This window comes from Pseudomonas parafulva NBRC 16636 = DSM 17004 (assembly GCF_000730645.1).
In the GTDB taxonomy this organism is placed as follows: domain Bacteria; phylum Pseudomonadota; class Gammaproteobacteria; order Pseudomonadales; family Pseudomonadaceae; genus Aquipseudomonas; species Aquipseudomonas parafulva.
Window position 1 is genome coordinate 126,603 of record NZ_BBIU01000006.1, and the last position, 24,675, is coordinate 151,277.

The 24,675-nt window shown below is 62.8% G+C and carries 20 protein-coding genes, 1 tRNA gene and 2 pseudogenes; 13 read left to right on the forward strand and 10 right to left on the reverse strand.

What is annotated here, in order from left to right; all coding sequences use genetic code 11:
- Positions 1 to 8 precede the first annotated feature (8 nt).
- On the reverse strand, positions 9 to 1,574 hold the full coding sequence (locus tag PPA02S_RS04940; protein ID WP_028632450.1) for a methyl-accepting chemotaxis protein: 1,566 nt from the start codon (positions 1,572 to 1,574) through the stop codon (positions 9 to 11).
- A gap of 243 nt (positions 1,575 to 1,817) precedes the next feature.
- Positions 1,818 to 4,559, reverse strand: a complete 2,742-nt coding sequence (acnA, locus tag PPA02S_RS04945) for an aconitate hydratase AcnA (RefSeq protein ID WP_028632451.1) — start codon at positions 4,557 to 4,559, stop codon at positions 1,818 to 1,820.
- Positions 4,560 to 4,784: 225 nt separating this feature from the next.
- On the opposite strand from acnA, the gene rlmM reads away from it, so the two are divergent.
- The 3 genes from rlmM (at position 4,785) to pdxB (ending at position 7,434) form a co-directional block, all read left to right on the forward strand.
- The gene (gene rlmM, locus PPA02S_RS04950) at positions 4,785 to 5,852 is read left to right on the forward strand and encodes a 23S rRNA (cytidine(2498)-2'-O)-methyltransferase RlmM (RefSeq protein ID WP_028632452.1); all 1,068 of its coding nucleotides are present in this window, start codon (positions 4,785 to 4,787) and stop codon (positions 5,850 to 5,852) included.
- 136 nt (positions 5,853 to 5,988) lie between these two features.
- A complete protein-coding gene (gene tusA, locus PPA02S_RS04955; protein WP_028632453.1) occupies positions 5,989 to 6,231 on the forward strand; it encodes a sulfurtransferase TusA in 243 nt (80 codons plus the stop codon).
- A gap of 60 nt (positions 6,232 to 6,291) precedes the next feature.
- A complete protein-coding gene (gene pdxB / locus PPA02S_RS04960) occupies positions 6,292 to 7,434 on the forward strand; it encodes a 4-phosphoerythronate dehydrogenase PdxB (RefSeq protein ID WP_028632454.1) in 1,143 nt (380 codons plus the stop codon).
- Positions 7,435 to 7,520: 86 nt separating this feature from the next.
- On the opposite strand, the gene PPA02S_RS23170 is transcribed toward pdxB, so the two are convergent.
- Positions 7,521 to 7,697: a PA1571 family protein gene (locus tag PPA02S_RS23170; protein ID WP_169338807.1), complete on the reverse strand. Its 177-nt coding sequence runs from the start codon at positions 7,695 to 7,697 to the stop codon at positions 7,521 to 7,523.
- A gap of 212 nt (positions 7,698 to 7,909) precedes the next feature.
- Between PPA02S_RS23170 and PPA02S_RS04965 the strand changes: the two genes are divergently transcribed.
- From PPA02S_RS04965 to PPA02S_RS23565, 3 genes and pseudogenes are all read left to right on the forward strand, one after another.
- Complete coding sequence (locus PPA02S_RS04965; protein ID WP_028632455.1) at positions 7,910 to 9,670, forward strand: ABC transporter transmembrane domain-containing protein; 1,761 nt, start codon at positions 7,910 to 7,912, stop codon at positions 9,668 to 9,670.
- Between the two features lie 764 nt (positions 9,671 to 10,434).
- A pseudogene (locus PPA02S_RS23560) lies at positions 10,435 to 10,545 on the forward strand (hypothetical protein); the annotation flags it as partial.
- Positions 10,546 to 10,773: 228 nt separating this feature from the next.
- The gene (locus PPA02S_RS23565) at positions 10,774 to 11,478 is read left to right on the forward strand and encodes a methyl-accepting chemotaxis protein (protein WP_428829799.1); all 705 of its coding nucleotides are present in this window, start codon (positions 10,774 to 10,776) and stop codon (positions 11,476 to 11,478) included.
- Between the two features lie 66 nt (positions 11,479 to 11,544).
- Here PPA02S_RS23565 and PPA02S_RS04975 read toward each other — a convergent pair.
- Positions 11,545 to 11,621 (reverse strand) — tRNA-Pro (locus tag PPA02S_RS04975).
- Positions 11,622 to 11,702: 81 nt separating this feature from the next.
- On the reverse strand, positions 11,703 to 11,924 hold the full coding sequence (locus tag PPA02S_RS04980; protein ID WP_028632457.1) for a YgdI/YgdR family lipoprotein: 222 nt from the start codon (positions 11,922 to 11,924) through the stop codon (positions 11,703 to 11,705).
- Positions 11,925 to 12,110: 186 nt separating this feature from the next.
- Between PPA02S_RS04980 and moaB the strand changes: the two genes are divergently transcribed.
- The 3 genes from moaB (at position 12,111) to yegS (ending at position 14,850) form a co-directional block, all read left to right on the forward strand.
- Positions 12,111 to 12,650: a molybdenum cofactor biosynthesis protein B gene (gene moaB / locus PPA02S_RS04985; protein WP_028632458.1), complete on the forward strand. Its 540-nt coding sequence runs from the start codon at positions 12,111 to 12,113 to the stop codon at positions 12,648 to 12,650.
- Positions 12,634 to 13,860 carry a molybdopterin molybdotransferase MoeA gene (locus tag PPA02S_RS04990; protein WP_028632459.1) on the forward strand — a complete coding sequence of 409 codons (1,227 nt, stop codon included), beginning with the start codon at positions 12,634 to 12,636 and terminating at the stop codon, positions 13,858 to 13,860. The genes moaB and PPA02S_RS04990 overlap by 17 nt, the downstream gene beginning before the upstream one ends.
- A 102-nt stretch (positions 13,861 to 13,962) precedes the next feature.
- Positions 13,963 to 14,850 (forward strand): lipid kinase YegS, encoded by an 888-nt coding sequence (yegS, locus tag PPA02S_RS04995; RefSeq protein ID WP_028632460.1) that lies wholly within the window; start codon positions 13,963 to 13,965, stop codon positions 14,848 to 14,850.
- On the opposite strand, the gene PPA02S_RS05000 is transcribed toward yegS, so the two are convergent.
- From PPA02S_RS05000 to PPA02S_RS05010, 3 genes and pseudogenes are all read right to left on the reverse strand, one after another.
- The gene (locus PPA02S_RS05000) at positions 14,834 to 15,493 is read right to left on the reverse strand and encodes a response regulator (RefSeq protein ID WP_028632461.1); all 660 of its coding nucleotides are present in this window, start codon (positions 15,491 to 15,493) and stop codon (positions 14,834 to 14,836) included. The two genes, yegS and PPA02S_RS05000, sit on opposite strands and share 17 nt — an antisense overlap.
- Complete coding sequence (locus tag PPA02S_RS05005; protein ID WP_028632462.1) at positions 15,483 to 16,379, reverse strand: sensor histidine kinase; 897 nt, start codon at positions 16,377 to 16,379, stop codon at positions 15,483 to 15,485. The genes PPA02S_RS05000 and PPA02S_RS05005 overlap by 11 nt, the downstream gene beginning before the upstream one ends.
- A 354-nt stretch (positions 16,380 to 16,733) precedes the next feature.
- Positions 16,734 to 17,144 (reverse strand): annotated as a pseudogene (locus PPA02S_RS05010) (histidine kinase); the annotation flags it as partial.
- A gap of 349 nt (positions 17,145 to 17,493) precedes the next feature.
- On the opposite strand from PPA02S_RS05010, the gene PPA02S_RS05015 reads away from it, so the two are divergent.
- Positions 17,494 to 18,429 (forward strand): chemotaxis protein CheV, encoded by a 936-nt coding sequence (locus PPA02S_RS05015; protein ID WP_028632463.1) that lies wholly within the window; start codon positions 17,494 to 17,496, stop codon positions 18,427 to 18,429.
- 55 nt (positions 18,430 to 18,484) lie between these two features.
- Positions 18,485 to 19,285, forward strand: a complete 801-nt coding sequence (locus tag PPA02S_RS05020; protein WP_028632464.1) for an MOSC domain-containing protein — start codon at positions 18,485 to 18,487, stop codon at positions 19,283 to 19,285.
- 37 nt (positions 19,286 to 19,322) lie between these two features.
- On the opposite strand, the gene PPA02S_RS05025 is transcribed toward PPA02S_RS05020, so the two are convergent.
- The gene (locus PPA02S_RS05025; RefSeq protein WP_028632465.1) at positions 19,323 to 21,248 is read right to left on the reverse strand and encodes a transglycosylase SLT domain-containing protein; all 1,926 of its coding nucleotides are present in this window, start codon (positions 21,246 to 21,248) and stop codon (positions 19,323 to 19,325) included.
- 222 nt (positions 21,249 to 21,470) lie between these two features.
- Here PPA02S_RS05025 and PPA02S_RS05030 point away from each other — a divergent pair, with 222 nt between their 5' ends.
- Positions 21,471 to 23,399 carry an ATP-binding cassette domain-containing protein gene (locus PPA02S_RS05030; protein ID WP_028632466.1) on the forward strand — a complete coding sequence of 643 codons (1,929 nt, stop codon included), beginning with the start codon at positions 21,471 to 21,473 and terminating at the stop codon, positions 23,397 to 23,399.
- 63 nt (positions 23,400 to 23,462) lie between these two features.
- Here the strand turns inward: PPA02S_RS05030 and PPA02S_RS05035 are convergent, their stop codons facing one another.
- Complete coding sequence (locus PPA02S_RS05035; protein ID WP_028632467.1) at positions 23,463 to 23,903, reverse strand: universal stress protein; 441 nt, start codon at positions 23,901 to 23,903, stop codon at positions 23,463 to 23,465.
- A 110-nt stretch (positions 23,904 to 24,013) separates the two neighbouring features.
- On the opposite strand from PPA02S_RS05035, the gene PPA02S_RS05040 reads away from it, so the two are divergent.
- Positions 24,014 to 24,451: a hypothetical protein gene (locus PPA02S_RS05040; protein WP_028632468.1), complete on the forward strand. Its 438-nt coding sequence runs from the start codon at positions 24,014 to 24,016 to the stop codon at positions 24,449 to 24,451.
- The last annotated feature ends 224 nt before the right edge of the window (positions 24,452 to 24,675 follow it).

Genomic DNA, 24,675 nt, shown 5'->3' on the forward strand with positions numbered 1-24,675 from the left:
CACCGGAATCAGCGGTTGAACCGCTCCACCAGCGAATACTGGCTGCCGGCAGTGGTGTTCAGCTCCTCGCTCAACAGCGCCGAATGTTGCGCCTGCTCGGCCGTTTGGTCAGCCAGGTCGGCAATGGTGCTGATGTTGCGGCTGATTTCGTCGGCCACTGCGGTCTGTTCTTCGGTTGCGGCAGCAATCTGTGTGGCCATGTCGGTGATGTTGGCCACCGCCTCACTGATGCCCACCAGTGCCTCGTCGGCCTGCATCACACGATCCACCCCCTCCTGCGCCTGACGGTGGCCGCTTTCCATGGTGGTGACGGCATTGCTGGCGGTCTGTTGCAGCTTGGCGATCAGGCTGTGGATCTGCCCAGTGGACTCGGCGGTACGCTGGGCCAACTGGCGCACCTCATCGGCGACCACCGCGAAACCACGCCCCATCTCACCCGCGCGCGCTGCCTCGATGGCAGCGTTGAGGGCCAGCAGGTTGGTCTGGTCGGCAATGCCTTTGATCACATCCACCACGCCGCCGATCTCGTCGCTGTCCTTGGCCAGCTGAGTCACGGTCTGCCCGGTTTCGCCAACTGCCGCCGACAGGCGCTCGATAGCTTCACGGGTTTCACCCGCAATCTGCCGACCCTGGCCAGTAAGGCGGTTGGCCTCCTGGGTGGCATCGGCGGTGCGTTGCACGTGGTTGGCCACTTCCTGGGTGGTTGCGGCCATCTGGTTGACGGCGGCAGCAACCTGCTCGGTTTCCACCCGCTGGCGTTCCAGCCCCGAAGAGCTCTTGTGTGCCAGTACATCGGATTGACGCGCCTGATCGCTCAAGTGCTCGGCGGTATCCTGCAGGCGTGTCAGGCAGGTTTTCATCCGTGCGTCCTGGCTCAGCATGGCCATTTCCAGGCGTGCCTGCACCCCGCGGCTGTCGGTGTACATTTGCGCGATCAGTGGATCGGACGTGGTCTGTTCAGCCAGGCGCAGCAGGCGCTTGAGCCCGCGCTGCTGCCAGGTCAGGCCCAGCAGGCCCAGGGGCACGGAAAGCGCCGCAGCCAACGCGAAGCCCCAGGAGTGGCCCAGCCATATGCCAATCAGGAAGCCGATCTGGCTGATCAGAATGAACGGCAGCCAGTCCTGCAGCACCGGCAGCCAGCGGTCGCGGCGCGGAACTGCGGGTTTGCCCTGGTTGATGCGCTTGTACAACGCCTCGGCGCGGCGGATCTGCTCAGCGGTCGGCTTGACCCTGACCGATTCGAAACCGACAACCTCGTTGTTTTCGAAAACCGGTGTGACATAGGCATTGACCCAGTAATGGTCGCCGGTCTTGCAGCGGTTCTTGACGATACCCATCCAGGGCTGGCCCTGCTTGAGGGTTTGCCACATGTGGGCAAAGACGGCGGGCGGCACGTCGGGGTGACGGACCAGGTTATGCGGCGCACCCATCAGCTCATCGCGGGTAAAACCGCTGATTTCGATGAACGCATCGTTGCAGTAGGTAATAACGCCTTTGGCATTGGTGGTGGAGATCAACCGCTGCTTGGCAGGGAAAGTCCGTTCTCTCTGGGTAATCGGCTGGTTGTTACGCATGGCTTGGATGTCCGCGGGGCTTTGGAGGGCTATCGGCACGCCGCGTGTTTTGTTGAGGGAATATTTGCAGGGGTTGATCCAAGGCAATACGCCAGTGAAGCACTTGAATTACCGAACGTGAAAGTTCGCAGCTGATAGCCGCAATAACGCGCTTTTTATTGCGTTTAAGTGATGGCTCGGTGAACTATTCATTGCGTTGAATGTCGGGGCACCTGCGCGGAAGGCGCAGATGCCCCATTGCCTTCACGCCGCTATGAGTTGGCGCAACACGTAATGCAGAATGCCGCCGGCCTTGAAGTATTCCACTTCATTGAGGGTGTCGATGCGGCACAACACCTCGATGTCCAGCTGTTGCCCATCCTCGCGGGTGATGCGCAGTGGCAAGCTCATGCCGGGATGAATCTGCACACCTGCCAGGCCGGTTAGCTCGATCTGTTCCTTGCCGGTGAGGCACAGCTGCTTGCGGTCGTGCCCAGCCTTGAACTGCAGCGGGAGCACGCCCATGCCGACCAGGTTCGAGCGGTGGATACGCTCGAAGCTCTCGGCAAGCACAGCCTTGACCCCAAGCAGGTTGGTGCCTTTGGCCGCCCAGTCGCGGCTGGAACCAGTGCCGTACTCCTGGCCGGCAATCACCACCAGCGGTGTGCCCTCCTGCTGGTAACGCATGGCGGCATCGTAGATAGACAGTTTCTCGCCCGTGGGTACGTGCAAGGTGTTACCACCTTCCTCGCCGCCAAGCATTTCATTGCGGATGCGGATATTGGCAAAGGTGCCCCGCATCATCACTTCGTGGTTGCCGCGGCGCGATCCGTAGGAGTTGAAATCCCTGGGTTCCACCCCTTTGTCACGCAAATAACGCCCTGCCGGGCTGTCGGCCTTGATGTTGCCCGCGGGCGAGATGTGGTCGGTGGTGACCGAGTCGCCCAACAGCGCCAGTATGCGTGCGCCACGGATGTCGGTGATCTGCGGAGCGGGCCCCTCGATCCCCTCGAAGAAGGGCGGGTGCTGGATATAGGTGGAGTCGTGTTGCCACACATAGGTCGCAGCCTGCGGCACTTCGATGGCCTGCCACTGTGCATCGCCGGCAAACACCTCGGCGTACTCCTTGTGGAACATCGCGGTATCGACCTTGGCTACCGCAGCAGCCACTTCCTGCTGGGTGGGCCAGATGTCCTTCAGGTAGACAGGTTGGCCATGCTTGTCGGTGCCCAGCGGGTCCTTGGTCAGGTCCACACGCACACTGCCAGCCAGGGCATAGGCCACCACAAGGGGCGGGGAGGCCAGCCAGTTGGTCTTGACCAGTGGGTGCACCCTGCCTTCGAAGTTGCGATTGCCCGACAGCACCGAGGCGACGGTCAGGTCGGCGTTGGCAATGGCTTTTTCAATCGGTTCGTCCAGCGGCCCGGAGTTACCGATGCAGGTGGTGCAGCCATAGCCCACCAGGTCGAAGCCCAGTTCGTCGAGGTAGGGCGTAAGCCCGGCCGCGTGGAAGTACTCCGTGACCACCTTCGAACCAGGGGCCAGCGAGCTCTTGACCCACGGCTTGCGTTGCAGGCCTTTTTCCAGGGCCTTTTTGGCAACCAGGCCTGCAGCCATCATGACGCTGGGGTTGGACGTGTTGGTACACGAGGTGATGGCCGCAATGACCACCGCGCCATCGCGCAGTGTGTGGGTTTGCCCTTGGTGGCTGTAGTCGATTTCACCGGCCTGGTCGGCATTGCCAACGGCCACGCCGCCGCCGCCCTCGCTCTCCAGCCGCCCGACTTCGCGGGCAAGCGGTTTGGGCTGCAGTTCGATGAAGTGATCGAAGGCCTGGCTGACCTGGCCCAGTGCTACCCGATCCTGCGGGCGCTTGGGCCCTGCCAGGCTGGATTCCACATCATGCATGTCCAGGGCCAGCGTGTCGCTGAACAACGGTTCCTGGCCCGGTAGGCGCCATAGCCCCTGGGCCTTGCAGTATTGCTCCACCAGTTCCACGGTGGCAGCCGGCCGGCCCGACAGCCTCAGGTAATCCAGGGTTACATCATCCACCGGGAAGAAACCGCATGTGGCGCCGTATTCCGGTGCCATGTTGGCGATGGTTGCACGGTCGGCCAGGGGCAACTCGGCCAAGCCGTCGCCGTAGAATTCGACGAACTTGCCCACCACGCCTTTCTTGCGCAGCATTTGGGTCACCGTCAGCACCAGGTCGGTGGCGGTGATGCCTTCGCGCAGCTTGCCGGTCAGCTTGAAGCCAATCACCTGCGGTATCAGCATCGATACCGGCTGGCCGAGCATCGCCGCTTCCGCTTCGATGCCGCCCACACCCCAGCCCAGCACGCCCAGGCCATTGATCATGGTGGTGTGCGAGTCGGTGCCCACCAGCGTGTCGGGGAACGCGTAGGTACGGCCGTCCGCCTCGCGGGTCCAGACCGTACGGCCCAGGTATTCAAGGTTGACCTGGTGGCAGATACCGGTGCCCGGTGGTACCACGCTGAAGTTGTCGAAGGCACTTTGGCCCCAGCGCAGGAATGCGTAGCGCTCGCCGTTGCGCTGCATTTCGATGTCGACGTTTTCGCCGAAAGCCTGTGCAGTGCCGTAGTGGTCGACCATCACCGAGTGGTCGATAACCAGGTCCACTGGCGACAGCGGGTTGATGCGTTGCGGGTCACCGCCGGCCTTGGCCATGGCCGCGCGCATGGCGGCCAGGTCGACCACTGCAGGGACGCCGGTAAAGTCCTGCATCAGCACGCGGGCCGGGCGGTACTGGATTTCGCGGTCCGAGCGGCGCTCGGTCAGCCACTGGGCCAGCGCTTGCAGGTCGTCACGGGTGACGGTTTTGCCGTCCTCCCAGCGCAGCAGGTTTTCCAGCAGCACTTTCAGCGACATGGGCAGGCGCTGCAGGTCACCCAACTGGCGGGCGGCCTCGGCAAGGCTGAAATAGTGGTAGGTCTGGTTGCCGACTTGTAGCGGCTTGAGGGTTTTCAGGCTATCGAGCGAGGGCATTGCCAACTCCTTCTGCGCCGGTGCCGGGCAACGACTCAAAGGGTTGCCGGTAGCACCGCTGTGTACCAGCCCGCACGGCACGGGCCTGGCTGAATGGTCAGGTTAGTCCGGTTTGCGTTACCTGACCCTTTTCTGGACCGACGGGGCATGTCGCAGGTTCCGAACTTCCTTTATCATCGCGGCCCTGCCGGCGCCTTGGGTGCGCCAGCCGTCGTGGAGTGAGAGATGAATACCCTGTTCATGCATTGCCGGCCCGGTTTCGAGGGCGAGGTGTGCGCCGAGATCAGCGAGCATGCTGCCCGTGTGGGCATTGCCGGTTACGCCAAGGGCAAGGCGCATGGCGCCTGCGCCGAGTTCGTCTGTAGCGAGGCGGGCGCTGCCGAGCGGCTGATGGGCGCGCTGCGCTTCAGCCAACTGATCTTTGCGCGGCAGTGGGCATGTGGTGGGTACATCGAGTTGCCGGAAACCGACCGCATCAGTGTGCTGCTGGAGCAACTGGCGGGCCAGCCGGTGTTCGGCAGCCTTTGGCTGGAAGTGCTGGACAGCAATGACGGCAAGGAGCTGTCCACGTTCTGCCGCAAGTTCGAGGCGCCGTTGCGCAAGGCGCTGGAGAAGGCTGGGCGGCTGGTCGAGGACACCTCACGCCCGCGCTTGCTGCTGACCTTCATCAGCGGCCGACGGGTGTTTGCCGGGAGTGCACCGCCTGCCAACAGCGCGCTTTGGCCAATGGGCATCCCGCGCCTGAAGTTCCCCCGCGAGGCGCCCAGCCGTTCGACGTTGAAGCTGGAAGAAGCCTGGCACCAGTTCATCCCGCGGGACCAGTGGGAGCAGCGCCTGGGCGACGACATGACGGGGGTGGACCTGGGTGCTTCGCCTGGCGGCTGGACGTATCAGCTGGTGCGACGGGGCATGCTGGTCACGGCCATCGATAACGGGCCTATGGCAGAAAGCCTCATGGACACGGGGCTGGTGCAGCATTTGATGGCCGATGGTTTCACCTGGCGGCCGAAGCAGACGGTGGACTGGATGGTGTGTGACATCGTCGAGAAGCCGGCGCGAACCACTTCGCTGATCGAGACGTGGTTAGGGGAAGGGCTGTGTCGGGAGGCGGTAGTCAACCTCAAGTTGCCGATGAAACAGCGGTATGCAGAGGTGCGGCGGTTGCTGGATCGGATGGAGGCAACGTTCAAGGCGAGCAAGGTGAGGGTGTCGATTGCTTGCAAGCAGCTTTACCATGACCGTGAGGAGGTGACCTGTCACTTGCGCCGGTTGGATCTGAAACCGCGCCGGTGATGGCAACCACGGGCATGCCTTGGCTCAAGTGGTGGCGCTCGGTCTCGCAGGCAAAAGCATTATCGAGGCGGCCACCATCCAGCTTGGTACACACCGAACAATGCGCGACAATGGCAATCATTTTGCGGAGCCCTCCATGACCGACTTCACCCCTGATGCCACCCTCGACGCCACGGGCCTGAATTGCCCGGAACCGGTGATGATGCTGCACCAGCACGTGCGTGATCTGGCCGCAGGCGGCCTGCTCAAGGTCATCGCCACCGACCCCTCCACGCGCCGCGACATCCCCAAGTTCTGCAACTTTCTTGGCCACGAACTGCTGCAGCAACAGGAAGAGGCTGGCACCTTCCTGTACTGGATCCGCAAGAGAGCCGACTGAAGCGCTCTGGAACACACCCCGCGTTGCGCCTACACTGCGCTCCCCAGACAGGAGAGCGCCATGCTGATAGTTGCCGACGAGAATATCCCGCTGCTCGATGCATTCTTCCAGGGCTTCGGCGAGATACGTCGATACGCAGGGCGGGGGCTCGATGCTGCCAGCGTCAGGGATGCCGACATTCTGCTGGTACGCTCCGTCACCAAGGTGGATCGCCAACTGCTTGAAGGCAGCCGCGTGCGCTTCGTGGGTACGTGCACCATTGGCACCGACCACCTCGACCTCGATTATTTTACCCAAGCGGGTATCCGCTGGAGCAGCGCCCCTGGCTGCAATGCCCGAGGCGTGGTGGATTACGTATTGGGCAGCCTGCTGACACTTGCCGACCTCGAAGGGGTTGCGCTGCCTGACAAGGTCTACGGTGTGGTGGGCGCCGGTGAGGTGGGCGGGCGACTGGTGCGCGTACTGCGTGGCCTGGGGTGGAAGGTCATGGTGTGCGACCCGCCGCGCCAGGCTGCCGAGGACGGTGATTACGTCAGCCTTGATGCCATCCTGGAACACTGCGATGTGATCAGCCTGCATACGCCCCTGCAGCGCGGCGGGGATTGCCCTACCTGGCATCTGCTCGGCCAGCCGCAACTGGCCCGCCTGCGCCCCGGTGCCTGGGTGCTCAATGCCAGCCGCGGGCCCGTGATCGACAATGCAGCCTTGCGCGAACTGCTGAACGCGCGTGCCGATGTGCACGCTGTATTGGACGTGTGGGAAGGGGAGCCGGAGGTCGACCTGCCATTGGCCGACCTGTGCACGCTGGCCACCCCGCATATCGCAGGCTACAGCCTTGATGGCCGCCAGCGCGGTACCGCACAGATCTACCAGGCGCTGTGCCGCTATTTGGGCGTTGATGAGCAGGTGGCGCTGGCCGACCTGCTGCCACGCCCGCCGCTGGCGCAGATCGAGCTGGATGCCGGTGCGGACCTGCAATGGGCACTGGCCACCCTGTGCCGTGCGGTCTATGACCCACGCCGCGACGATGCGGATTTGCGCCGCAGCCTCAGTGACGACAGCCAACGGCAACGCGCAGCGTTCGACCAGCTGCGCAAGCACTACCCGCCGCGTCGTGAAATCGAGGGCCTGGCCGTTCATGTACGTGGAGATTCGCCGCAATTGGTGCAGATGGTGGGGGCGTTGGGCGCGAGGCTGGTTTGAAAGCAGCCGAGCAGGGGGTGGCGAACATCGCCATCTAGCGGGCGAAAAAAACCCGGCACAGGTGCCGGGTTACAGAAATTCGCCAATCAGTCCTTGCGTACGCGTTCCACCCGGCTTTCTTCCAGGGCTTTGCAGGCCTGCTGGATCATCTGCTCGGTGATGGGTACCTCACGCCCCTGTGCGTCGATCAGGGCGCCGGCAACCTTTTGCTGTGGTGCGCACCCAGGCTTGGCGTGGTGATCGTGGTTGGATTGCACGTTCATGCATGGTCTCCTCTTCAGTGACGGAATCAGGTTAACCCTGCGCCATGACCAGGCGGTGACAAGCCTCTCGCGGGCCAGGCAGGCACAGTGCAACAGATACGGCGCAAAAGCTCCATACCAGGGTTAGATCGATAGGCTATAGCAGCCTGCGGAAGTTCCATGAGGGGGGATGAGTGGTAGGCTGGAAGGCCCACCTCTTTGTGATAACCCCCATGCCTCACTCCGATGCTCGCCCACGCCGCGCCTTGCGCCTGGCCTGGCAGTTCGTTCGCCCCTACCGCCAGCGCGTGCTGCTGGCGCTGCTGGCACTGGTTGTGACCGCAGCCATTACGCTGTCCATGGGGCAAGGCATACGGTTGCTGGTGGATCAAGGGTTCATGACCGGTTCGGTGCACCAGCTCAACCAGACCGTCGCGCTGTTCATGGCGTTGGTTGTTGCTCTGGCGTTGGGAACGTTCAGCCGCTTTTACCTGGTGTCGTGGATTGGTGAGCGCTGTGTGGCGGATATCCGTCGGGCGGTGTTCGACCACCTGCTGACGCTGCACCCTGGGTTTTTCGAAGACAACCGCAGCTCCGAAATACAGTCGCGCCTGACCGCCGATACCACCTTGCTGCAGTCGGTAATCGGTTCGTCCCTGTCCATGTTCCTGCGTAATGCGTTGATGGTGATCGGCGGGGTGATTGTACTGTTCATCACCAATCCCAAACTGACCAGCATCGTGGTGGGGACGCTGCCGGTGGTGCTCGCCCCGATTCTGTTGTTCGGTCGCCGGGTACGCAGCCTGTCGCGCCTGAGCCAGGACCGGGTGGCGGACGTGGGCAGTTACGTGGCCGAAACCCTCGGCCAGATCAAGACTGTGCAGGCCTATACCCATCAGGGCCACGACCGCGAGCAGTTTGCCGAGGCTGTCGAAGAAGCGTTTTCGGTGGCCCGCAAGCGTATTGCCCAGCGATCATGGCTGATCACGCTGGTCATCATGCTGGTGCTCGGGGCGATTGGGGTGATGTTGTGGGTAGGCGGTACGGACGTTATCGCTGGGCGCATTTCGGCCGGCGAGCTGGCGGCGTTCGTGTTCTACAGCCTGATCGTGGGGAGTGCCTTCGGTACGCTCAGCGAAGTGATTGGTGAGCTGCAGCGGGCGGCGGGCGCGGCTGAGCGTATTGCCGAACTGCTGGCCGCCACCAGTGTGATCCAGCCCCCTGCACCTGCACAGCAACTGCCCCTGGCGCGGGCGAGCGGGCGCATCGCGCTGCACAACATCGTGTTTGCCTACCCCTCACGCCCGGCAGTGGCAGCCATTGACCACCTCAGCCTGGAGATTGAGCCTGGGCAGACGGTGGCGTTGGTTGGGCCTTCGGGGGCTGGCAAGTCCACGCTGTTCGACTTGCTGCTGCGCTTCCACGACCCACAGCAGGGGCGCATCCTGCTTGATGGCATCGCAATTGACCAGCTCGAACCTGACACGTTACGCCGGCAATTCGCCCTGGTGGCGCAGAACCCCTCGCTGTTTCGCGGTACGGTGGCGGCGAATATCCGCTATGGCCGGCCGCAGGCCACTGACGTGCAGGTTGAAGCGGCGGCGCAGGGTGCCCATGCGGACGCATTCATCCGCCAACTGCCGCAGGGTTACCAGACCCTCCTGGGGGAGGGCGGCATCGGCCTGTCCGGTGGCCAGCGGCAACGCATCGCGATCGCCCGGGCCTTGTTGGTGGATGCGCCGGTGCTGCTGCTCGATGAGGCCACCAGCGCCTTGGATGCGCAAAGCGAGTACTTGATTCAACAGGCACTCCCCGCGCTGATGGCAGGCCGGACCACGCTGGTGATCGCCCACCGCCTGGCGACGGTGCAGCATGCCGACCGCATCGCAGTGATCGATAAAGGCCGCGTGGTTGCGGTGGGCACACACCGCCAGTTGATCGAGACTAGCCCGCTGTATGCGCGGCTGGCTTCGTTGCAGTTCAATACCGATTAGCCTGCAGCGGGATTGTCATATTTTTGTAGTAATTGCCTGAGACTATCTGCCCCAATTGTTGTGCACGTGCTCGAACTGGCTGCTATCTGCTTGATGGCAGCTTTTTTTTGGCCTGCCTTCCGGGACAGGGAGTGTCTAGACGGGTGTCGCGAGCGCGCGCCGTTTCTTCCCTTCCTGTTTTGAGATGCATGATGTTTAGCAAATCCCTCAAGGTGCAGATTCTGCTGATGCTGGGCGGTAGCCTGGCGGCCATGCTGCTGATCGCGCTGGTGTGCTTTCAGTTCCTGTCTTCCAGCGTTCGTAGCTATGCCCAACTGGTGGACGGGCCACTGCAGGCCTCCCAGATGATCGAAGAGGCCAATCTTCAGTTCAAGATTCAGGTGCAGGAATGGAAGAACGTGCTGCTGCGCGGGCGTCAGCCTGCGGATATGGACAAATACTGGCAGCAGTTCCAGGCGCGAGAACAGCAGGTGCAACAACTGCTGGACCAGTTGATCGAGCGCAGTGACAGCCGCTTGAAGGGTCCACTGCAGCAACTGCGTGACAGCCACCTGCAACTGGGGCAGGACTACGAGCGCGGGCGTCAGGCCTTTATCGCCGCCGGGGGCGACCCATTTGCCGGCGACCTCGCGGTGAAGGGCGTAGACCGCGCAGCCAGCGAGCAGATGAGCCAGCTTGTCGAGCAGTTGCGTGCCGAGGCCGGCCAACGTGCCGGCGTCATCAATGCCAGTGCCGAACGTACGGTTTGGCTGGGCCTGCTGGTGATGCTGGCCTCGACACTGCTGGTAGGCCTGCTGAGCCTGTGGCTGGTGAACCGCAGCCTGGTCCAGCCTATACGGCAACTGATCGACTACGTCGCTCAGCTCAGCCAAGGCCGGTTCGAAGGCCGTGTGGAAAGCCGCCGGCAGGATGAACTGGGGCGCCTGGCGAAGGCGGCCAACACCTTGCGTGATTTTCTGGCCGAGACCGTTGGCCGGCTCAAGGGCAATGCCCACGAGCTTGAGGACGCCAGCGGCCAGCTGCGCCACATTGCCAGTGAGATGGCAAACGGTACCGAAGACCAGTTCCAGCGTACCGACCAGGTCGCCACCGCCATGCATGAGATGTCTGCCACGGCCCAGGAAGTTGCCCGGCACGCCGCCGAGGCGGCGCGGGCAGCGGATGACGCGGACCAGGGTGCCCAGGCGGGTGAGCAGGTGATGCAGCAGACCATCGACATCATCGGCATGGTGAACCGGGAAATTACCGGCACGGCGGCGGTGATCCGCCACCTGGAAACCGACAGTGCACGCATTGGTAAAGTGCTTGAGGTCATCCGTGGTATCGCCGAGCAGACCAACCTGCTGGCCCTCAACGCTGCCATCGAAGCGGCCCGGGCCGGTGAGGCCGGGCGTGGCTTTGCCGTGGTGGCGGACGAGGTGCGCAGCCTGGCGCAGCGCACCGCTGCCTCGATTGCCGAGATCCATCAGATTATCGATGCCGTGCAGGGTGGTGCGGTTGAAGCGGTGAAGGCCATCCAAAGCGGCCAGCAGCGCAGCGAAGAGGGTGCCGAGCAAGTGCAGCAGGCGGGCCAGATGCTGCGGCGCATCACCTTGGCCGTCGAGGCCATTCGCGATATGAACAGGCAAATTGCCACGGCCGCTGAAGAGCAGACCAGTGTGGCCGAGGACATCTCCCGCAACCTGGTCGAAATCACCCGCATCGCGACCGCCAACCAACAGGCGGTGCAACACACCGAGCAAGCGGGCCAGCGCCTGCATGGGTTATCTGGGCAATTGGCGCAGGTGACCTCGCGGCTTAGCGCCTGAGGCGTTGCAACCCACAAGAAAGGCACAACAAAAAGCCCGCTCATGGCGGGCTTTTTGATAAGGATTTGGTCGGAGAGACAGGATTCGAACCTGCGGCCTTCTCGTCCCGAACGAGACGCGCTACCTGGCTGCGCTACACTCCGATGAACAAAATCCTACTGCATCCCGATTTTGCACGCAAGCCCTTGTTGTTAAAAGGGGCTTTGCCAAAATCGAGTGCCTGATCAGAGCTCTTTGACGGTACGGATCTGGTCTTTGTTCAAGCGCATGCGCTTGCCGTCCAACTGCTCGAATTCGTAGAAGCCGGAGTCTTCATCGTAGGACGGTTTGTCCACTGCCTGAATTTCGCGGCCGTCGTTCAGTGTAATGACGGATGGGGTCGAGCAGCCTGCGAGGGCGGCCATGCCCGCAGCGAGCAGGAAGGCGGGAAGGGTCCGTTTGATCATCGTGGTTCTCCAAGTGCGATGGTGCAAGATGACAGTTAAGACGCGGGACGTTAGTGCAAGTTCCTTTCAAGTGCAGCATAACGGCAACGCCGTTGCTTGATCCAGCGCAAGCGCAGGGCACATCCTCTGCCGACGCATGGGCTGTGATATAACTGCGGCCATTGCATGTACTTGTGATGGATACCCATGAAAGCCAAGGCAGATACCCCCTTTGTACCGCTGAACATTGCTGTGCTCACCGTCAGCGATACCCGTACCTTCGACACTGATACCTCTGGCCAGGTCTTCGTCGACCGGCTGAGCGCTGCAGGCCACCGTCTGGCCGAACGCGTGCTGCTCAAGGACGACCTGTACAAGATCCGTGCGCAGGTGGCCACCTGGATCGCCGATGACCAGGTTCAAGTGGTGCTGATCACCGGCGGTACCGGCTTCACCGGCAGGGATAGCACCCCAGAGGCGGTCACCTGCCTGCTCGACAAGCAGGTAGAGGGTTTTGGCGAGCTGTTCCGGCAGATATCAGTGGCTGATATCGGGACATCGACGGTGCAGTCGCGGGCCCTGGCCGGCCTTGCCAATGGCACCCTGGTGTGCTGCCTGCCTGGCTCGACCAATGCCGTGCGCACAGGCTGGGACGGCATCCTGGCCGAGCAGCTTGATGCGCGGCATCGCCCGTGCAATTTTGTCCCCCACCTGAAGCAGGCAGCGGCCTGTGAAAGCCGTGGTTGAGGCGATTCAGGCCAGCGCGCTGATGCCGGTGGAGCAGGCCCTCGACCAATTGCTGGCGCTGGCCGATGCTGCGCCGCTGCGCGAAGTGCAGACCGTTGCACTGGCCGAAGCACAGGGCAGGGTGCTGGCAACCGACCTGGTGGCGTCCCTCGACCTGCCGCCTTGGCCCAACAGTGCCATGGACGGGTACGCATTGCGCATGGCTGACTGGCTGGGCCAGCCGCTACCCGTCAGCCAGCGAATTTTTGCCGGCCATGCACCGCAGCCTTTGCAACCAGGCACCTGTGCGCGCATTTTTACCGGGGCACCCGTGCCGCAGGGCGCCGACTGTGTGGAGATGCAGGAAAATGCCGTGCTTGGCGATGACGGCCGTGTCACCTTTCTGCAGGCGTTGAGCCCTCAGCAGAACATTCGTCCCCAAGGCCAGGAAACCCGCAAGGGCGAGCAGGTGATGGCTGCGGGCACTCGGCTGGGGCCGATCGAGTTGGGCCTTGCGGCGACATTGGGGCACGGGCACCTGGATGTGGTGCGCAAAGTGCGCGTTGCCGTGCTGTCCACGGGTGACGAGCTGGTCGAGCCTGGCCTGCCGCTGGGGCCTGGGCAGATCTACAACAGCAACCGCCAGCTGTTGCTCAGCTGGTTGCTGCGCTTGGGCTGCGACGTGGTAGATGCTGGCATCCTGCCCGATGACCTGGCGCGCACGCGTGCCTGCCTCGCAGACCTGAGGCATGTAGACCTGATCTTGTCCACCGGTGGGGTGTCTGTCGGTGAGGCGGACTACCTGGGCGCTGCCCTGCGTGAGGCCGGTGAGCTGGCGCTGTGGAAGCTGGCAATCAAACCGGGCAAGCCGCTCACGTTCGGCCATTTCCAGGGTGTACCGGTAATCGGCTTGCCGGGTAACCCGGCCTCCACCCTGGTCACCTTCGGCCTGCTGGCCAGGCCTTACTTGCTTCGCCGGCAAGGGGTTGCCGCTGTGACCCCGTTGAGTTTCCCCATGCCGGCCGGCTTCGACTGGCCCAAGCCTGGCAACCGCCGGGAGTACCTGCGTGCGCGCATCGAGCAAGGCCAGGTGCGTATCTACAAAAACCAGAGTTCAGGTGTGCTGCGCAGCGCAGTGTGGGCCGAGGGCCTGGTCGAGGTGCTTGAGGGCACCACACCGAAGCAGGGCGACAGCGTACGGTTCATTCCTTTCAGCGAATTGCTCGGCTGAGCGGCCTCGGTGCCTGCACCCGCTATTTACGGGCTTGCATGCAACGAATAGGCGCTGCGAATGGTCGAGATCAGGGTTGGTCAATTTCACGGAGACACCTTCATGCAAGGGCGCAAGGCGATGCTGATCCTGCACGGCAAGCAGGCGATGAACGAAGAGCTGCGCAGTGCCGTGCATGCCCTGCGGGACACGGGCTGGCAGTTGGATGTCCGGGTGACCTGGGAGGGTGGCGATGCCCAGCGCCTGGTCGGCGAAGCGCTGGCTGCAGGTTACCCGCACATCGTTGCAGGTGGTGGCGATGGCACCTTGCGGGACGTGGCTGAAGCCATGGGGCTGGCGGGCACGCAGGCGAGCCTCGCGCTATTGCCGCTGGGTACCGCGAATGATTTTGCCAAGGCTGCCGGTATCCCCCTGGAACCTGCTGCCGCACTGGCCCTGCTAAACCAGCCTGCCCAGGCGATTGACCTGGGCCAGGTAGGCGAGCAGCTCTTTCTGAACATGGCGACCGGTGGCTTCGGCAGCCAGGTCACGGCCAGCACCTCTGAGGACCTGAAAAAGGTGCTCGGCGCTGCAGCCTATCTGTTTACCGGGTTATCGCGGTTCAGTGAGCTGCAGGCCGCGTCGGTCGAACTGCAGGGGCCGGATTTCCACTGGCAAGGGGATTTGCTGGCCCTCGGTATTGGTAATGGCCGTCAAGCCGGCGGGGGGCAGGTGCTATGCCCCGAAGCGGTGGTCAATGACGGCCTGCTGGATATCGCCATCCTGCCAGCACCCACCGAGGTGGTGGGCGCCCTGCGTGATCTTTTCGGGGGCGAAGGGTTGTTCATCAGGGCGAGGCTGCCGTGGGTGGAGGTGAAGAGTTCGCAGGGGCTGGACATCAACCTGGACGGTGAGCCCCTGAAGGCAGACAGCCTGCGCTTTGCAGCAAAACCCGCGGCCTTGCGCCTGCACCTGCCCAGTGCCTCGCCGCTGCTCAGTCATCCAGGCTGATAATTTTCTCGCGCACGGCAAACAGCACCAGCCCGGCCACGTCATGGATTTGCAGGCGTTTCATCACTTGGGAACGGTGGGTTTCCACGGTCTTGATCGAAAGACCAAGGCCGGCTGCTATTTCGCGGGTTGATTTGCCTCGCACGATCAGGCGCAGAATTTCCAACTGCCGGGCGGTAAGGTTGTGGCGATCGCACGCCGCATGCTTGCCGTGCCTGCTGTGCCGCAGCGCCTGGTTGATCACGGTATGGGCAATGGCTGGGCTGAGGTAGCGCTCACCACTGCGCACCGCCCCCAGGGCCTGTTCCAGCTCGGTGGCGCTGGTGTCCTTGAGCAGGTAACCATGAGCACCACTTTCAAGTGCGCGCATGATCAGGTCCGGGTCTGTGTGCATGGACAGGATCAGCACCCGGCAGGGGCTGCCGCTGGCGCGTAGCGGGGTGAGTGCATCCAGGCCGCTGGTCGAGCGCATCGAAATGTCCAGCAGGATGATGTCCGGGTTCAGGGTGCGTACCTGTTCCAGCAGCTGGCTACCGTCATCGGCCTCGCCAATCACTTCGTAGCCGGGTATATCGCCCACCAAGGCTCTGACCCCGGCACGGATCAGCGAGTGATCGTCTACCAGCAGCAGTCTACAGGTCATGGGCAGCCGCTCTTCCTGCCCGTTGCCGGGTGCGCGCAGGCCATGGGAACACGGCCTCAATGCGTACCCCCCGGCCTGGCTCGCTGATGATGTTCAGGCTGCCCTGCAACGCCGTGACCCGCTCCAGCATGCCGGCCAGCCCGCGTTGGCCTGCCAGGGCAGGGTGCTTTGCAGGGGTGAACCCGCAGCCGTCGTCGTGAATCGACAGCGCCAGCCCCGCCGCAGTACGTTGCAGGCGGACGACCAGGTTACGGGCCTGTGCGTGTCGCAGCATATTGGTGACGGCCTCCTGGGTGATCCGGAACACCGCCATGGCGACCACCTCGTCGATGCCCCCCAGGCGCTGTTTGCAGGCCAGGCTCCAGTGCACGCCACTGCTGCGCAATGTGCGCACCAAGTGCGCGCGCAGGCTGGCCTCAAGGCCCAGGCTGGCCAGTTGCCGAGGGTTCAAAAGTGCAGAAACATCGCGCACGTTGCCCAAGGTGTCGTCCAGTGTACTGCGCAGGGCGTCACAATGGCTTTGCAACTCGGAGGGCAAGCGCCGCTGCAGCCATTGCAGTTGCAACTTGGCTGCAGTCAACAGCTGGCCAATGTCGTCATGCAGCTCCCGGCCCAGGTGCTGACGCTCAGTTTCTTGCACTTTCAGCATTCGCTCTGCCAGCTCTGCAGGCCGCAAACTGATGCACCTGGCACCCACCCCCAGTTGCAGCGCGGCGCACAGCGCCGTGGCCAGCTGCAGCACCATCAGGCTTGAGGGGATGGGCTGATGAAGCAGGTAAAGCGCCAGGTGAGCGCCGCACGAGGCCAGGCACAGCACTGCCGTTGCCCAGCACAGCAGGGCGGACGGGGAGTGGCAACGCAAAGAAGTCATCAAGCGTGGGAACATAGGTAGGGAAGCCACTGAAGTATTGCTGATGGAGGCCTTGCACAGTGCAGCTCAGAGGCTTTGGCGCAGTACTTTCGATGTTTTTTCAACCACGTGATCTTTCAACCTTTCTTCAAGTTGCAAGCGTTTTGGGGGCGCATACTAACACTTCGTATTCAGGTGGTCGCCGCTGGCCGTTGACGGTAGAGGCTGTTTGCGTTGGGCATGACGAGTAGCAAAATGCCATCCATCGACCATGTTCTACGCACTTTCCTTGCAACTTTCCGAAACACGGACTTCAACTTTACAAGTTCATCCCCGGCGAGCGTCTCTTACTAGCGCCCAAGTTGAACTTTGCACTGCTTAGTGTGAAGTCGCTGGGCAGCCGGGTTGCACCACCTTTGCCAGCTCGCCCAACAGCACCAGTTGTTCGCCGATGTCCAGGTTCAGCCGCCCCGTGTGCAGGTCGACCAGTTCAAGCTGCCAGGCCAGCAGTGTCAGGCACGCCGTTGCTGCTGGCAGCGCCTCGGGCTGCAGGCAGGCACGTTGGCAGGCCGGTGCAAGTACCTCGTGCAGGGAGGCGGTGTAGTAGGCCACTTCACGCAGCCCCAGGTGATTGGCGTGCCGGGCGAGCCCGTCGAGGGTGTCATCCAGGCAGTAGCAGGCATCGGGGTCGTTTTCAATCAGTTCCAGGTGGTGCAGGCATTCCTGTGCCCGTGTCAGCAGCACCTGGGCGTCCACCAGAAAGCATTGGAGGGCGTCATTGAACGGTAAGGCACTGTCCATCACGAGGTCTCCACGCGCGGGACAGGCGCAGGGGACGGGCACGCCGTTACGGTAGCTAGCAAAGCCTGACTCCATTCATGCAGTGAGAATGGCGTCACATTAATGGCTAAAGGATATTGCGAACATCAGGTTGCGCCCGATTGCCACTAGGGGTTTCCCTGATAGCGGGCTCAGGGAAGGAACTTTCATGCCGCCGGCGATATCTGCGAGGGTCCGCAGTTAAGCATGGTGGTAAAGTGATATCAATTGCCGCTAAGGGCAGCACATTGCAGGGGTCAAGATGCAGGTGACGCCGCCGATACAGCTTCAATATCCCAATTTTTTTCGCACTACGCCTGGGGGCTCTCCAATGGCTGGCATTCTCGACACGGTAGACCAACGTACGCAACTGGTAGGTGAGAACCGCCTGGAAATTCTCATGTTTCGGCTGGCCGGGCGCCAGCTTTTCGCGATCAACGTTTTCAAGGTGCAGGAGGTGCTGCAACTGCCCAAGCTCACCCTGATGCCTCAGCGCCACGCCTTCGTGTGCGGTGTGGTAAACCTGCGCGGGCAAACCTTGCCGGTGATCGACCTGTCCCAGGCGATTGGCATGCGCCCCCTGCAGCCTGGGCCGGACAGCACCATCATCGTCACCGAATACAACCGCTCGGTGCAGGCGTTTCTGGTAGGGGGCGTCGACCGCATCGTCAACCTCAACTGGGAGTCGATCATGCCGCCGCCCACCAGTGCCGGGCGCCAGCATTACCTGACCGCCATCACCAAGGTCGACGACAAACTGGTCGAGGTGATCGATGTCGAGAAGGTATTGGCTGAGATCGTGCCTTACAACGCACGGGTTTCGGGTGACAAACTGGCCGACCCCGTGCTCGCCAGGGCCCGAGGCCGCGAGGTGTTGCTGGTGGATGACTCCAGTGTTGCCCTTGCGCAGCTGCGCGACACCTTGTCCCAACTGGGTATGAAGTTGCACGTGGCGAGCGATGGCCTCAAGGCACTGCGCATGCTCAAGGGCTGGGCAGATGCCGGTGAGGATGTGTACGAGAAGTTGCTGATGGTGTTCACCGACGCCGAGATGCCGGAAATGGACGGCTACCGCCTGACCACCGAGATCCGCGATGACGCACGGCTGCGCAAGCTCTACGTGGTACTGCACACGTCCCTGTCGGGCAGCTTCAACGAGTCGATGGTGAAGAAGGTGGGTTGCGACAATTTCCTGTCCAAGTTCCAGCCGGATCGCCTGGTGGATGTGGTCAAGCAGCGTCTGTTGCTGGACACCCCGCCAGCGTGAACCTTGGGCCCGTGCGGTATAAGCTTGACGTTTGACGCGACGTGAGGCGGCAGGGATGTTTCTCAGTGAGTTGTACCGGTACCCCGTGAAGTCCGGGCAGGCGCAGCGCCTGCTGTCATCGCAGGTGGGGCTGCTGGGTTTGCAAGGTGACCGCCGCTGGATGGTGGTGGAGGAAGAAAACGGGCGCTTCCTCACCCAGCGCGCCTGGCCACAATTGGGGCAGTTACAGGCCATTGACGAGGGCAACGGCACGCTGTTGCTGCGCGCCCCAGGCCAGGCGCTGTTGCAGGTGCCGGTGCCCGAGGCCGATGTGGATTTGCGCGGGGTTACCCTGTGGCGTGACACGTTCCGCGTGCCGGACGCCGGCGACGCTGCGGCTGCCTGGCTCAGCCAGTGGCTGGGCGTGAAGGTACGGCTGGTGCATTGCCCGGAGCAGAGAGCCCGTTACCTGCCCAATGGGTACGGCACCAACGCCGACCGCGCGGCCTTTGCCGATGGTTTTGCGCTTCTGCTGATTGGCCAGGCCTCCCTGGATGCCCTCAACCAGCGCGTTGGCCGCCCTATGGAGATGCTGCGGTTTCGGCCAAACTTGGTCGTGCAGGGCGCCGAAGCCTTTGCCGAAGATGGCTGGGAGCGTATTCGCATCGGTAGCCTGGAGTTTCGGGTACTCAAGCCGAGTGTGCGCTGTATCTTCACCACTATCGACCCGGCCACCGGTGAGCGCAGCCCTGACCGCGAGCCGATGACTACCCTGAAAACCTTCCGCCAGAAAGAAGGCGATGTGTTGTTCGGTCAGAACCTGGCGGCCGACGGCTGCGGCTACCTGGAAGTGGGGATGCCAGTGGAGGTGTTGTAGCAGCGGCCCGGTTGGGCCGCCGCTACAGGGCGGGTATTTACATGTCGTCGAAATAGCGCTCGTGCCAGTCAACCAATGGCTGCGGCGCGTTCAGTTTCTGACCGTAGATGACGGAGTACGACAGCACGTTCTGCACGTACTGGCGGGTTTCATCGAACGGGATGGACTCTACCCACACATCGAAGCTCAGGTGCTTGGCACCCTTCAACCACTGCCGCACGCGCCCCGGCCCTGCGTTGTAGGCGGCGGAGGCCAGCACCCGGTTGCCGTTGAACTGGCTGTGCACCTGGCTGAGGTAGGCAGCGCCCAGCTGAATGTTCTTGTCCGGGTTGAGCACCTGGGCGGGGGAGGCCAGGGGGATGCTGAACTTGCGTGCGGTTTCCTTCGCCGTGGCGGGCATCAGCTGCATCAGCCCGCTGGCACCCACGGGTGAGCGCGCATCTTCCATGAAGGCGCTTTCCTGCCGGGTAATAGCGAATACCCAACTGGAATGCAGGCCGCGCACCTTGGCCTCGCGCACCAGGGTGTCACGGTGGGCCATGGGGAAGCGAATGTCCAGGTCATCCCAGTACTTGGCCTGGCTGATGGTGCGAATGGCCGGGAAGTACCAGCGCAAGTCGTAGCCAAGGCGCGCCTGCGCGACCATTTCGTCACGGTTGAAGTGCCGGCTGACGTGGTACCACTCGCGCCGGCCTTCGACGATCTGCCCCCGGGCATGGAACTCCAGCGCTCGGCGGATCCCGGGGGTGTTGCGGACCTTGTTGACCAGCTGCGGGCTGAGCGCCAGCGGCTTGTTGTTCAGTTGATACGGTGTTTGAGCGCGGTCTGCGGCGAGGAACCCGTAGAAGTCACGTTCACGGGACACGTTCTTGTACAGCAGTGGAACCTGCGGGTTGTTGGGTTGCGCAAGCTCCAGGCTGCGTGCCTGCCAGTACTTCCAGCGGCTGCTCTGGGCCAGGTCCTTGGGCAGGCGCTTGGTCAGCTGGTAGGCATCCTCCCAGCGGCCAAGGCGCAGCAGCAGGCGCAAGCGCCATTCGCTGACCGTGTCGTCGCGCAGTTCCGGGTCGTAGCGGGTCATCAGGTCCAGCGCGCGGGGGTCATAGCGGCGGGCCAGGGTCAAGCCGATTTCCCGGGCGATGGCGACCTTTTCGTCGCGGGAGAAGTGCATGCGCTGAGCGTAGTCGTCGAGCAATGCCATGGCCCGCTCGGGGTCTTGCCGGGCGAGCCGGCGCAGGCCAAGGCTGACCACGTCGGACATGGCGTCGTCGGCCGGGGCAAAGCGTGACGGCTGGTTGAGCAGTTCGGGTTTTTGCGCCACATCCACCAGCATCCGCCCTTGTGGGCCCAGGGTGGTGAGGGTCTTGACCAGGTTGTTGGCCAGTGCGTAATTGCGCACTTGTGCGGCCAGCTTGGTGCGCTCCCAACGCTTGGCTTCGGTGAGCTGGCCCTCTGCTGCCCACATGGCGAACAAGGTATCGCAGGCCGCGGGCTGCGACTTGCCCACGCTCCACAGCTTGTCGGCGGTGGCAAAGCCCTCGGCGCGCAGGCCATGGCTGAGCTGGTACTGGCCGTTCAGGCAGTCCAGTTCGGTAAAGTTGAGCTTGGGGTCGTAGTATTTGACGAAGGGCTGCCATTCGCCGCGCTCTGCCAGCCAGCGTAACCAGCGAAGTTTCATCCAGTTGGCCTGGGGCAGGTCGCCGTGTTTGGCCAGGAACTGCTCGATTTCCTCGTTGCTGGCGGTTTTCAGGCGCGCGGTGAGTTCGTCATAGGCGAGGTAAGGCGTGAGCGGGTAATCGCTCAAGGCATCGGCATAACGCAGGTACGGGCCTTTGTCGCCCTTGGCCAGGGCGCGCTTGGCCTCATCGAAATACTGGCGTTGCACGGTAATGTCGGTGGCCTGGGCCGTGCAGGTGGCAGCAGTGAGCAACAGGCAGGAAGCAATTTGTAACAGGCGGCTGCGCATGATACGTCCGGGCAGTTGAACCATGGGGAAGTGAAGGCGGAGCCAGCACTGTCGGAAGCTATGGCCCTAGCTTAGCTGTTTGCCGGCGGTGGGTGAAAGCACTGTGCTTGTATCGGGATATTAAGTTCGACCAGGTGTCGTCTGGTGGCTGGCGCAGGGGCATTCGGATGTCGGCCAACCGCCAACTCAGGTAGAATGCGCGCCCGATTTATGGAGACGAACATGACCCTGCTCAAATTCAGCGATGTGTCCCTCGCATTCGGCGCCATGCCGCTGCTGGACAAGGTGTCCTGGCAGATCGCTCGTGGCGAGCGGGTGTGCATCATCGGCCGCAATGGCACCGGCAAGTCCAGCATGCTGCGCCTGGTCAAGGGCGAGCAGAAAGGCGACGACGGCGAGATCTGGCGGGCACCGGGCCTGAAGATCGGCGAGCTGCCCCAGGAACTGCCGGTGGCCGACGAGCGCACCGTGTTTGACGTGGTCGCCGCCGGGCTTGACGGCGTTGGCGAGCTGCTGGCGCAGTTCCACCACCTGAGCATGAACATCCAGGGTGACGAAGACCTGGAGAAGCTCATGCACGTCCAGCACGAGCTCGAAGTCCGTGACGGGTGGCGCCTGCAGCAGGTGGTGGAGAGTACCCTCAGCCGCCTGCAGTTGCCGGCAGACAAGACCCTGGCCGAGTTGTCCGGCGGCTGGCGCCGTCGTGTGCTGCTGGCCCAGGCGCTGGTGTCGGAGCCCGACCTGCTGCTGCTCGACGAGCCTACCAACCACCTGGACATCGGCGCCATCGCCTGGCTTGAAGAGGCGCTGCGCGGCTTCAACGGTGCGGTGCTGTTCATCACCCACGACCGTTCGTTCCTGCAGAACCTGGCAACCCGCATTCTCGAGCTTGATCGGGGTGGCCTGATCGACTGGAACGGCGACTACGCCAGCTTCCTGGTGCACAAGGAAGCAGCCCTGGCCGCCGAGGAAACCGCCAACGCCCTGTTCGACAAGCGCCTGGCCCAGGAAGAGGTATGGATCCGCCAGGGCATCAAGGCCCGCCGCACCCGTAACGAAGGGCGAGTACGGGCGTTGAAGGCGCTGCGTGTGGAACGTGGTGAGCGCCGCGAGCGCCAGGGCAAAGCGAATATCCAGATCGAATCGGCTGAGAAGTCGGGCAAGCAGGTGATGGTGCTGGAGCATGTCAGCTTCGCCCACCCCGACGGGCCGCTGCTGGTCAGTGATTTCTCCATGGTGCTGCAGCGTGAAGACCGCATAGGCCTGCTGGGTGCCAACGGTACCGGCAAAACCACCTTGCTCAAGCTGATGCTCGGTGACCTTGAACCCACCTCGGGCAAGGTTGAGCGGGGCACCAAGCTGGAAGTGGCCTACTTTGACCAGATGCGTCACCAGCTGGAACTTGAAAAGACTGTTATCGACAACCTGGCAGAAGGCCGTGATTTCATCGAGATCGACGGCCAGAACCGCCACGTGCTGAGCTATCTGGGCGACTTCCTGTTCAGCCCTCAGCGTGCACGCACCCCGGTAAAAGCGTTGTCCGGCGGCGAGCGCGCGCGTTTGTTGCTGGCCAAGCTGTTCAGCAAGCCGGCCAACCTGCTGGTGCTGGACGAACCGACCAACGACCTGGACGTTGAAACCCTCGAGCTGCTTGAAGAGGTGCTCTCCAACTACAAGGGCACCGTGCTGATGGTCAGCCACGACCGGGCATTCCTCGACAACGTGGTCACCAGCACCCTGGTGTTCGAGGGTGACGGCAAGGTGCGCGAGTACGTGGGTGGCTACGAGGACTGGATCCGCCAAGGCGGTTCCCCCAAGCTGCTGGGCGTGACGGAGAGCAAGGGCGGCAAGTCGGCGCTCAACAGCGCGGTGGTGGAAAAGGTGGAGGCCAAGCCCGCACCTGTCGCCGCGCCAGTGACCGAGGACACGTCGAAGAAGAAGCTCAGCTACAAGCTGCAGCGAGAGCTGGAAATGCTGCCAGGGCAGATCGATGCGCTGGAGCAGCGCATGGCCGAGGCCCAGGAAGAGGTGAGTGCGGCGGGGTTCTATCAGCGGCCCATCGCAGAAACGTCGGCCGTGCTCGCCCGTATCGAAAAGCTGCAGGCCGAGCTGGATGTGCTGGTGGAGCGCTGGGCTGAGCTCGAAGGCTGACCAGCATCAAGCTGTAGGGCCCTGCGTGCCAGCTTGCCGGCGTCAGGGCCTGCGTACAGCCCGTCAGTCTTTTTTCAGCAAGCGGACCGCCAGTACGTCGCACGGTGCGCCATGCAGCACGTCATTGGCAGTGGAACCCAGCAACAGCGCCAGGCCATGGCGGCCATGGCTGCCAACCACGATCAGGTCGCACTGCTGCTCTTTGGCCAGTTGATGGATTTCTTGCCGGGGCTGGCCGTAGGTCAGGTGCGAGTCGCCGCGGTTGATGTCCGGGTACTTGGCGAACAGTCGGTCCATGCGCTCCTTGGCCTGGTCGAACTGCTGTTGTTGCAGCTGCGACAGGTCCATGGGTACATCACCCCCAAAGGCCATGGCCATAGGCTCGACGATGTGCACCAGGGATACCTTAGCGTTGGACGGGGCGGCCAGGGCCATGGCGCGCTTGATCACCGGGTCGCATTCTTCAGTCAGGTCGACGGCGACCAGAAGATGTTCATAGATCATGAGCTGTACTCCAGACAATCGCATTAGATGAAGTATGGTCGCTTTCGGGCGGGTCTTCCGTGAAAAATGGCTAACCGGCTCATTTGCAACGTTTTATGGGAACTACTGATATGACGGTATTGCTGGTGGTGTCAATCCTTGCGCTGATTCTCAGCCCGCTTTCCTGGCTGCGCTCGTCGCGCCAGCAGAGCGAGCAGATGCGCCTGCGCCTGGAGGCCCGCCGCATGGGCCTCGCCATGCAACTGGCGCCGCAGCAGTGGCCGCATTGGCTTGAGCGGCAACCGCCAAGCCCTTGTCCGCAATACCATCGGGCCCGTCGGCGTGGTCACCAGGACAGCTTCAGCTTCTGGCAGGTCAGCCCGGGCGTGTGGTGGAACCAGTGGCGCGAACCGTGTGAGGACCCACGTTTTCTGGACGCGCTGGCCCGGCTGCCTGCCAGCGTCTACAAGGTCGAGGCGGACGCGCAAATGATCGCCCTGTACTGGACTGAACGCGGTGATGCCGCTGTATTGCAAGATGTTGCTCACGTGCTCGAAACCCTCGCCTGATCCTCACCCTCTCATTGCACTGATGCCACGGTCCCACCCGGGCCGGCATCTGCCTCCTCCGGTTTGTAGTATCCAGACTCACATGCAGCCCTCGGGCCTGAGTGTGGTCAATCGCTGACGTGAATGCACCCCGATCATTGTCATCATCGTTCGTATCAGGCCGGTACAAAATGACCGGAAAGTCGCGTTTTCGACCCGTTCGGCAGCATTTGACAACGCTGACC